General features: G+C 39.5%; 4 protein-coding genes. All 4 read left to right on the plus strand.

Annotated elements, in window-relative coordinates:
- Nucleotides 1–188: hypothetical protein (locus tag PLA23_RS07570; protein WP_324474723.1), on the plus strand; the 188-nt coding region annotated here is incomplete at its 5' end.
- Between the two features lie 5 nt (nt 189–193).
- The gene (locus PLA23_RS07575) at nt 194–3,418 is read left to right on the plus strand and encodes a hypothetical protein (RefSeq protein WP_324474725.1); all 3,225 of its coding nucleotides are present in this window, start codon (nt 194–196) and stop codon (nt 3,416–3,418) included.
- Nucleotide 3,419: 1 nt separating this feature from the next.
- Nucleotides 3,420–8,228 (plus strand): S8 family serine peptidase, encoded by a 4,809-nt coding sequence (locus tag PLA23_RS07580; protein WP_324474726.1) that lies wholly within the window; start codon nt 3,420–3,422, stop codon nt 8,226–8,228.
- Between the two features lie 2 nt (nt 8,229–8,230).
- A partial coding sequence (locus PLA23_RS07585) for a hypothetical protein (protein WP_324474728.1) occupies nt 8,231–8,508 on the plus strand: 278 nt, incomplete at its 3' end.

Here is an 8,508-nt window from a genome sequence, read left to right on the forward strand (position 1 = left end):
TTTATACATGGAAGGGTCGTTCTGATCTATACGATGTTACACATCTGTGGAAAAGAAATGGTGGTGCTGTAAAATACGTTGATTGTGCACGTCATGCCCAGAATGGTGAAACATTGATCCGTCAGGATGTATATTTAATAATTTCAAAAGGTGGTATCTTCTGTCCTGTTAATATGGATATCTGGTGATAATTATGAGTACAGTAACAATTATAAAACAAACAAAGGATATGTTTGGCAATAATTGCGAGCCATGCAATGAAGTTAATACTGTTAAAAATATTGGAGCAAACACAGTACCTTTAGGAGGTTCATTTTATGTTGATACAAAACCATTGAGAACACCTTTTGTTTCCAATGGTTATGATCTTCCGAATGGATTTCGTACAAAATCAATTACTGTTCAAAATGTTAATACAGGAACTACAACAATTTATTCGGAACAGAGTCTTGGTGGTGTCCCGAATGGTGGTATTGGCGGATTGTGGCTAAACAATATTCAAGGAGATCAAATCGTTACTGTTGATTTTGCACCCGGTCCGGCAAAAGGATATGTTGTGGATACATCAGGTGTCGGAGAAGGGGGTACCGTAGTTCCATATCCGCCACCAGATCCGGATTTTGGTGATTATCTCCAAGGACAAAACGTAGATTTACATATATCGGCAGATGATGGATATGAAATAGATTATGTTAAAATCAATGGAGAAAAATACGGTGGAGATGATATAGGATCTAATTATATAGTTAATATCCCATCAATTACAGAAGATCAGGATGTTGAAGTTAAATTTAAAACTGTCAGATGTACAAAGAATATTTTACAGATAAAACGTGGAAATGCATCTGGTCTTTTAAATCAACTTTTTTATGATGGTGAATTAGTGTGGAATGCAACAACCCGTGAACTTCGCCTTGGAGTAGATCCCAATGCTCCGCAGCGTTTCGAAAACTGCTTTCTGATAAATGGAGGAAATACCAATAGTGGTGGCACTGGCACGATCAATCCATTGAAACCAGTTAAAAGAAATTGTCTAACGGCATGGAATGATACGGAAGGATTGTGGCTTAAAGATGCAGATAAAGATGCATTTGTACCAAATGGTTTATTCATATCACATCCTGTTCAGGAAAAATATGGAGAATATAAACTGAAATTATATGGAAATTTAAATTGTGATACATACGCAGGTATTGTTGATTTATCAAAATTCTTCCTCGAATCAGGACATGGTTATAGTGGATTTAATTATCCAGCCATAGGATTTGTAGCAAATCTGATAAAAAATGTGAATACAAAGGAGATTGGTGGTGGATTATTAATATATGGATATGGAAGTGATGAAGATTTTGGTGAATATTCACCAGATCCAGGAGTAACACTTGCATTAAAACCGAAAAATTCTAATGATGTTTTATTTGCATTAAATATTTATAAAGACGGGATAGTCCGATGTCCATATGGAGTCAGACCTGCCAATATAGATATCCCTGCCGGAGAAACATATAATATCGGGGGTATTCCACACCGGCATGATGATGTATACTTAAAGTTGGCAGGAGGTTATATGAATGGTCCGATTAATATGCAGAATAACCGGATATTCGGACTTCCAACTCCTGTAACAGAGTCTGATGCAGTTACTCTGGGATTCCTCACTTCTGTTTTAACCAGCGGAATTATGTGGAAACAAAATGTCATTGACATTGTCGATACTTTACCAGATACCCCGGATACAAATGATCGATATATTTATCAGAATAATATCAAGACTTGGAATGGTACTGAATGGATATCCGAAACCCCGGAAGATGGTTGGATTGTTAATGTAACGAATAAAAGTCTGACATACATTTATGCCGATGGTGCATGGAATGCAATGCCATCCACAACATATCATGCATCATTATTAGGATTATCTGCTGATGATCATACACAATATGTCCATGTGAGTGCTACCAGAGTAATTAATGCATCTCATATATTTAACAATGAAAATGTTCCATTTTATGTAAGCAGCAATCATAAAGTTGAGAATCTGAATGCAGATTTACTCGATGGAAAACATGCATCTGACTTTGCACTGGCTAATCATGGTCATGATGCAATGGTACTAGCCGGATTTCAGGTTGTAAATCCACAAGATGGTGATATTCTTGTATGGGAAGAATCTGCATCAGCATTTATTAATGTAAGACAAGAACTTGACGGTGGGGGATTTTTACTTGACGATAACCATTACTTTGCCAATGCTACTGAAAGAGACAATTATTTCTCGGCACATCCGGATGAACAGGCAACCGGAACATTAATTTCAATAAATGGCGGTTTCGAGCAATGGGATGGAACACAGTGGATTAATAAAACCGCGGTTTTAACTGGTCCAAAAGGAGAGAAAGGAGATCCGGGAAGGGATGGAATTGATGGTGTGGATGGTGAACGGGGTCCTCAGGGCATTCAGGGTCCTCAGGGTATTCAGGGACCTCCCGGAACTCCGGGAACCTCAATCCACATTGTTGGATCTGTTGATAGAATAGAAGATCTCCCGGCATCCGCTGAGAATTATGGAGATGCATACTATTGCAAAACCGGGCCATCGTGTTATGTATGGACAGAAAACAGTGGTTGGGTTGATGTCGGATTAATTACTGGACCTCAGGGACCACAAGGTATACAGGGACCTCAGGGACCTCAAGGACCACGTGGTCTTCGTGGTATTCAGGGAGAACGTGGAGAACCCGGTCCTCAAGGTCCAAAAGGAGACATGGGACCAAGAGGTCCTGCCGGAGTAAGTGATGGTTCATGGCAAACTCCTGTGATTTCCATTACAAATGCTCCTCCACCAAACTACGATTTCGAACACCGGTTTATCGTTGATGAGAATCCAACAGGTGTATTTTATGGCCATTCCAGACAAATTGCCACGTATATGTTGCCAGAAGGTGCTACTGAAGGAGTGTGGTTCTTTGAAGATGCACCAATTGGAGCAGTATGTTATGTCCTGACTGAACAAAGTCACTGGAAATACACGTATTCCGGGTGGAAAGAACTTGATTGGGATGCTCATGATGAACATGAAAACAGCGAAGTATGGAAAGTTATAACAACCAGTCAGATTGCAGTTCCAAATGAACATTATATAGTAAACGGAAATGATCAGGTAATCTTAACACTACCATCAGTTTGTGAAGTTGGTAAAAAAATTGAAGTTGTTGGTGTCGGACCCGGAGGCTGGAAGATAGCACAAGGTCCGAATCAGAAAATAGTATTTTCAGATCGGGTTACTGCAACTGGTATAGATGGGTTTATCAGATCATCACATTACCGTGACTCTGTATTACTACTCTGTGTAAAGGCAAATACAGAATTTCAGGTAATTCAGGCAATTGGTACCATTGATATGCAGGTGGTGGTATAACATGGAACATGAGTATGTAGAAGGTCAGATTTTAACACAATTAAGAAACGGTTATACATTTGAAGATATAAAACGGATTATCCCATCTGCTGAATTAATATCAGAGATTGGACATATAATCCATTTTAGGTTTGAAGATGCTGAAGTCATTGATGAAGTAGAATTACTGGAAGAGTCCGGGATTGTCGAGTTCGCACAACCAAACTATATTTATAAATTACTTGATCAGAATAGTGTAGTTCCATTAATGCCCAATGATCCAGAATTCCAGTTTCAGTGGGGATTATGGAACACTGGTCAGTTCGACGGAACTGCCGGTTGTGATATAAAAGCACCACTTGCTTGGAGACTTTTATTTGAAGCAGGAAAACCCATTGGAGATCCAAATCTGAAAGTTGGAATTATTGATACCGGTGTTGATTATACTCATCCTGACTTATCTGATAACTGTAAATTAGCAGATGGTGTAAACTTTGTTAATAACGATTATAATCCGATGGATGATAATGGCCATGGAACCCACGTTGCAGGTATTATAGCATCAAAAGGAAACAACTCCAATGGAGTGACCGGGGTTGCTTGGAATTGCAGAATATTTGCAATCAAGGCATTGAATAGCCAGATGCAGACAACCGATTCAATATTATGCAATGCTGTCCAGCATGCCGGCATGATAGGATGTAAAGTTGTGAACATGTCCGTTGGAAGTACCTCATACTCTGCAGCATTATTAAGCTGGATCAATCAGTTTCCAAATGTTCTATTTATATGTGGTGCAGGAAATGAAGGAAATTCGAATCCATTTTACCCTGCAGCATTTGGAACTGCAAACATCATTGCAGTATGTAATACAACAAACAAAGATCAATTAAATCCACAATCTTCATATGGTTCATGGGTTCATGTTGCAGCACCAGGAAGCAATATTATTAGTACGTATTTAGGCGGTGGAACCCAGTTTCTATCAGGAACATCCATGGCAACACCAATGGTCACCGGACTTGCTGTTTTATTACTTGCTGCAAATCCTACTTTGTCAGTCTCCCAATTAAAGAGTTATATTTTGAATGGTGTTGATGTAATTCCTGCATTAAGTGGGAAATGTTCAACAAGTGGTCGTATCAATGCATATAAATCCCTGTCGTTTTTACTTGATGACCCACCAGTGGTAGTTGGTATTAAAAAACAATGTGCAGTACGTGATGTTCAGGATAATGAATATTATGCCCGGAGAGGCGGAACATGGGCAAAGATTGAATCAGAAGGTTATACTGCAGGAAACGGATTAAATTTAGTTAATCATCAGTTTTCACTTGGAATCCTTGATCAAAATAACAAAATTTCAATGGATTACATACCATCGAGTATTACAGGAGCAGTAAACTTTTGTGGCACATTTCATCCGAATAATGGTTTACCATCTCCGGCTGCTAAAGGAAATTATTTTATCGCTATTTCATCAGGAACATTAAATGGAACAGAATTAAGTGTTGGCGACTGGCTTGTATATCGGAATGAAACAGAATATGACATTGTTTACAACAGTAATTCAACTGTTTTGTGGGGTAATGTCTTAAATAAACCAGACACATTCCCTGCAATTCTTGGAGAAACTGCTGATACTGCATATCGTGGTGATCGTGGTAAAATTGCATATAGTCATGCAATTAGTCAGCACGCACCAATTGATGCAGAAAAGAATGTTCAGGCAGACTGGAATGAAGAAGATCCGGCATCCGATGCCTATATCAGAAACAAGCCAACAAATATAAACAGTTCATGGGGAAATATCTCCGGGAATATAAATGATCAGATCGATTTAAATGAAAAATTCGATAATTTAGAATCTATCATTAACAGTTTAAATAATGATCTCGGATGGTATGAAGATGTTAATGCACTGGCAACAGTACATCCAACAGGTCTTCCCGGACAATATGTAACAATCGGATATACCGATACTGTATGGATATGGAATGAATCCCAGCAGGCATGGACAGATACCGGTAGAAAAGGAAAAGGTATTGAACCATTAAATCCACAGGAAAATTATCTGTTAGCATGGCATGATAATACTGGACGATATGCAAAAACAGCAGGAAATGGTGCAGCAGTTCTCGATGGTCTGTTTGTTAAAATTCCGCATTCTACCAAGATAAACAAATATAAAATCAAGACATATGGATGTGCATGGACCTCATCATATGCTGGCATTGCTGATATTTCCGGTTACTTAGGTTATTCTAATAAACCAGATGGTTTTGATTGTTCTGGAGAACGTATTTGGAGTATGGCACATACTGGTGTTGGATTCATTGCCAACATGATCGATACTGTTAATTCACAGGAACTTGGTGGTGGATTATTAATCTGTAATGATCGGGTAAGCTTGGCAATTAAACCAAAAGGTGGAACATTTATCCATGAACCATTGATCATAACTCCGGATGCCAAAGTTTCATTTGTTGGAGGAATTCAAACTGCAAGCATCAATATACCTGCCGGACAAACATATAATATTAACGGTGTACCACATACCCACAGTCAGTACTTACCACTTACTGGAGGAACGTTAACAGGTAATCTGAATATGAATAATAACCGGATTACCAATGTGGCAAATCCAGTGAATGGATCAGATGCAGTAAATCTCGATTTTATGACCGGATTTACATCTGGTATCGTCTGGATAAACCCGGTTGAAAACATTGTGAATTCTCCCAATGGACTATCAGCCGGGCGATATATCATCGGTGATTCACCAACAGGAATATTCGAAGGTCGTTCTACTCATATTGCAATTTACGACGGAAGTTCATGGTCATTTGAAATCCCAGTAAGCGGAAATGCCGTATTAGTTAAATCCAATGCTTATACTTATGTTTTCAACGGTTCTTACTGGGCACAGATGTCTGGTGCAGTTGCACACAATGCGTTATCAGGATTATCCAGTGATGATCATACCCAGTACGTTCATATCAACAATGCACGAAATATCAATGCTATTCATACATTCACCGGTTCAAAACCATTTAATGTATCATCAACAACATTGATCAATAACCTGAATGCAGAATATTTAAACGGCTCTCCAAAATCAGCATTCGCACTAGCAAATCATACCCACCCACCTGCCACATTATTTTCGCTATCAGATGTTGTTATTAACAATATTCAGGATGGAGATATATTAGCATATAACGCAGCAACTGGAAAATTCATTAATGTAGTAAATATCGGAATTGGAGGAACTGGAGCACTTGTAATTGATGATGATCATTTCTTTGCATCGGCAACAGAACGTGATAATTACTTTACAGCACATCCAACTGAATTAACTGACAACATGTTTATTATGACCGGAACTGAATTCCAGCAATATAAAAATTCAGTATGGAATGATGTAACTGCAATTATCCGTGGTCCAAAAGGTGCCGATGGAAAAGATGGTCGTGACGGAGTTGATGGTAATGATGGTGCTCCGGGACCTCAGGGACCACAGGGATTACAAGGGCCACAAGGATTACAGGGACCTCCCGGAGCACCCGGAACAAACATTGTAATGAAAGGAAAAGTTGCAACTGTTAACGATTTACCAACATCTGCAACTGAATATGATGGATATTATTGTGAAGCAAACTCCAATTGTTACGTTTATATAGAAGGAACATGGGTTGATGTCGGACCAATCGTCGGGCCTCAGGGACCTCAGGGACCTCAGGGACCTCAGGGACCTCAGGGAATTCAGGGACCGGTAGGTCCTCAGGGAGAACGTGGATATACCGGACCAAAAGGAGATATGGGACCAAGAGGTCCTGCCGGTAAAGGTCCTGAAATCTGGCAGGAATCTGTAGAAGGTGTTTTTAATGAACCACCGGAAGTCTACGAAGATCAGGACAGATTTATCGTGTCCGAAACCCCAACAGGTCCATGGACTGGTCACGCAAATCATGTTGCAACATGGATGGAAACAGAAGAACTTTGGTTCTTTGAAACTCCGTTAGCAGGCTGGACTTCATTCGATTTATCAAGACAAACCCTGATTTATTTCAATGGAACCAAATGGGATATTTTAAAAGGAGGTGATTATACATTACCCATTGCTTCAAGCACTGTTTTAGGAGGAATCAAAGTAGGGAACAACCTGACCATTTCAAATGATGGAACATTATCAGCTCTCGATAGCACAAATGGTCTTGTAAAAGTTACCAATAGTGATTCAACAGCAGATTATCTGTTCAATAAGATTGTAACCGATGCAGATACCGGAATTAATGCAAATCTCATTACACAATCAGGGTACCAATACATTGAACTTAAGTTGGAACCGGCATCGACAACATACCTTGGTGGAGTAAAAATCGGTTCTGGATTAGATATTACTGTAGATGGGGTATTATCAGTAACAGGTGGAACCGGGGGTTCTTCTACTTTTATAGGACTTTCTGATACTCCTGCATCATATACAGGCAATGCCGGTAAAGTTCTATCTGTAAAATCAGATGAATCAGGACTTGAATTCACATCAGTATCTGGTGGTTCCAGTTCATCAGTTACCTTCTCTGAAACTACTGATACAGTTACGCTCCCATCAAATCCCGCCAATGGAGAGATCTTTGACTTCGTAGGATCGGGCACTGCATGGACAATTAATGCTGCAAGCGGGCAATACATCCGCATGTTATCCGAAGTTTCATCATCTGGCGGTTCGTTGTCGTCCTCATCAGGATATGCCTGTGCATGTCTTGTATACATCGGTAATAACACGTGGGTAGTAAAAAGTTCAATGGGAGTTCTAACGGTGATATAATCATGGCATACAAATTACAAACCAAAAATGAACTTCGATTCCCAGAATGGAACTCCGAAGATGCATTTAATTGGAACATCATCCAACCCGCTTTATCCAAAACATGCGGAGCACTCCAATGCCAATCCACCCAAGATTACACCACATTTGGATCATTATCAGGTACAAATAAATGGGTTGGGGGAGTATTAGCTCCCAATGGGAAGATCTACGGAATACCACATGATGCAACTACTGTATTAGAAATAGATCCAGTATCTAAAACAGCAACAACATTCGG

The sequence above is a fragment of the Methanospirillum sp. genome (assembly GCF_035406105.1).
Lineage (GTDB): Archaea > Halobacteriota > Methanomicrobia > Methanomicrobiales > Methanospirillaceae > Methanospirillum.

Excerpts from the sequence above, each read along its gene's own strand:
- PLA23_RS07580 (WP_324474726.1), top strand. The coding sequence starts at position 3,420 with ATGGAACATGAGTATGTAGAAGGTCAGATTTTAACACAATTAAGAAAC.
- PLA23_RS07575 (WP_324474725.1), top strand. The coding sequence starts at position 194 with ATGAGTACAGTAACAATTATAAAACAAACAAAGGATATGTTTGGCAAT.